This window comes from Burkholderia sp. BE17 (genome assembly GCF_009362305.1).
Taxonomy (GTDB): Bacteria; Pseudomonadota; Gammaproteobacteria; order Burkholderiales; family Burkholderiaceae; genus Burkholderia; species Burkholderia pyrrocinia_C.
In genome coordinates, this window is sequence record NZ_WHNU01000097.1 from 1 (window position 1) to 2,508 (window position 2,508).

Consider the following 2,508-nt stretch of genomic DNA (forward strand, 5'->3'; position numbering starts at 1 on the left):
GTGCGGGCAGCGTTCGACTGGAAATCAGCAATGAACCAGTTTGCTATCCTGTTCGGTGAACGATTCACCCAGGCGCGTGGATAACGCGTTGTTCAACCGCCTCGCCCACAAAAATGCGGACAGGTTCGGGAGCACCTGCGCGTTACCCGTCGCCCGTTTTTTATTCGGTGGATCGCGCGTGTCGCGCCAATCGGTCGGTACGCAATTGGCTAGGATATGGCTATCCCATTGCGCTGCGCGACCTTCACAAGCTCGACCATATTCGGTGCATTGAGTTTGCTCATAAGACGTATCTTATAGGTACTCACTGTCTTGTGACTGAGCATCAACGTACGCCCGATTTCCTGGTTATTCATTCCCTTGACCAACAGACCGAGGATCGTCATTTCGCGATCGGTGAGCCCATCGAGCTCTGCGGCAGGGCCTTTGCCTTCGTGCATCGCGAGCTCCTGCAAGTTTTCGCGAAGCATATCGGTGACTATTCGCGGGAAGTACGAATAGCCGGCAAGCACGGCCTTTACGGCTTCGGATACTTCATTCAGCCCGCCGTCCTTGCAGACAAATCCGGACGCGCCGGCTTGCAGACAACGCATCGCATAGTTGCGCGTGTCGCCGGAGGTGAGTACCAGGATGCTGGAAGCGAGCTTGGCGCTGCGCAGGCGCTCCATGACCGAGAACCCGTCCAGATCGGGAATGACCAGATCCAGAATCACCAGATCGGGCTTAAGCGTGCGAACGGCCTGAACGCCGTCCACTCCCGTCTGGCATTCTGCGACGACTTCATAGCCGTCACGCTCCAAGACCGCTCGCACAGCCATTCGAATCAGCGGATGGTCGTCCACGACCACGATACGAGGATTCACGGTCCCCTCTACTCCCAATCGATCTTATTTGGCCGAACGTGCCATCCATAGCCTTGCAGCCCCGTTGGTTTTCGGTTGATGCCATTGCCGAACCGGCACTAGTTCTCCCATAGGCACTATGCGAGGCACCGGGCGGTCGTTCGGGCGACTTTGCCGCTAACGATACTTGAATGCGGATTGAGGGCGAATGCGCTGAGCGACCGGTCAGATAGTTCTCGGCGAAAAACAGAATCTTCCGAATAGCCTGAACGGGCACGGGGTCGGCAAACTTGTCGACGTGGTGGCGCAATGGGCTTTCTGGTAGCAGCACGCTTGGTGCAGGCCATCATTTTTCGGTTCATTTGTTTATTGGAGCAAGTCGATGAAGAAGAAGCTAGCAGGATTGGGGCTGGTTGTTGGTGCGTTGGTTGTTGCCGGTCAGGCGCAGGCACAAACTGCGGAAATCAAGGTCACCGGCAAGATCGTGCCCGATGCGTGCCAATTCACGATCGGCAACGGCGGCGTCTATGATTTCGGGACCATCGCGTCGGACAAGCTCAGCCAGGATGCCACGACGACACTCAACGCCAAGACGCAGTCCGTGGCCATCTCATGCAATGCGGCCGCCAAGGTCGCGTTGAACGTGCGGGACAATCGCTCGGGTACGGCCGTCGGCGGCAAGGGCGACGACTATGAGTTCGGCCTGAACAAGGAGAAGGCACGTTATTACACGCTGGCACTGAGTAAAGCTGTCGGCGACAGCAACGCGCTGGACGTCCTGGCGGCGCCCACTGGCTCCGACGCGTGGGCGCTCGACGGCACAGGATTAATGGCGAACGGCTCGGCGCGTAAATCGTTCTCGGAATCGGGCAGCACGGCGCCCGGGGCATACAAGACCATCTCGGCCGATCTGACCGTCACCCCGACGATCAACAAGCTGTCGGAGCTGGATCTTTCCAATGGCGGTGTCGAGCTGGACGGTTCCGCGACCGTCGAACTGACCTATCTGTAAGCAGAGCGATCGAAGTTGGCCGGAGCGTCGGGCGGCTGCGATGGCTGACGCGCGGCCTGATTGCTATCGAGCGCTTGTTTTCGACAGACGAGTCAGCGATGAGGAATCGGATCGTGTTGCGTGGTGAGGGCGTGGACTTCACGACATTGGAGGCGAGCTTCCCCGGCGCGGGTACTGCCGTGATATGCGTTTGTCCATGCCGTTCCGAGTGAGAGATATATTCGTATGAGATTGAAGCAGTTGTTTGTTCTTTCCGTGCTGGCCAGCGCTTTGTCGAGCCCGGGCGTGACGTCGGCTGCCGACCTTGGCGTCAATGGGCGTATCCGGGAGGACGACGCTTGCGGCATAGCGCTGGGTAACGGTGGCGTCATCGACCTGGGCAATCTGTCGAGAAAGGATGTTCCAACTTCTTCTACTATTGTCGGCGATATGCCGTTGACGATTAACTGCCAGCGCCCGACCAGGGTCGGCGTCAACATGATCGACAATCGCGAAGGTACGACGTCGCCCGGAGCGATCGGTTCCGCCCTCGGTCTGGGCAATCCTGCCATCGGTCACTACGTCATTTTTTCGGACGATCACAAGGCCGATGGGCGGCGCGTCTACCCGATTGCGCGTGTTAAAGGCGGGACTGGCTGGTGGGGGGAGGAGGGG

Annotated in this window: 3 protein-coding genes; 2 read left to right on the forward strand and 1 reads right to left on the reverse strand. The window is 58.6% G+C overall.

Annotation, left to right across the window (positions count from 1 at the left end):
- Positions 1-209: 209 nt before the first annotated feature.
- Complete coding sequence (locus GD429_RS39925) at positions 210-863, reverse strand: response regulator transcription factor (protein WP_321575148.1); 654 nt, start codon at positions 861-863, stop codon at positions 210-212.
- A 361-nt stretch (positions 864-1,224) separates the two neighbouring features.
- Here GD429_RS39925 and GD429_RS39930 point away from each other — a divergent pair, with 361 nt between their 5' ends.
- Positions 1,225-1,854: a DUF1120 domain-containing protein gene (locus tag GD429_RS39930; protein ID WP_152865721.1), complete on the forward strand. Its 630-nt coding sequence runs from the start codon at positions 1,225-1,227 to the stop codon at positions 1,852-1,854.
- A gap of 225 nt (positions 1,855-2,079) precedes the next feature.
- Positions 2,080-2,508, forward strand: a 429-nt coding sequence (locus GD429_RS39935; protein WP_152865723.1) for a DUF1120 domain-containing protein, incomplete at its 3' end; no start/stop codon positions are given.

What these genes read in the sequence shown, in the direction of transcription:
- GD429_RS39930 (WP_152865721.1), top strand. Translation starts at nt 1,225, where the DNA reads ATGAAGAAGAAGCTAGCAGGATTGGGGCTGGTTGTTGGTGCGTTGGTT.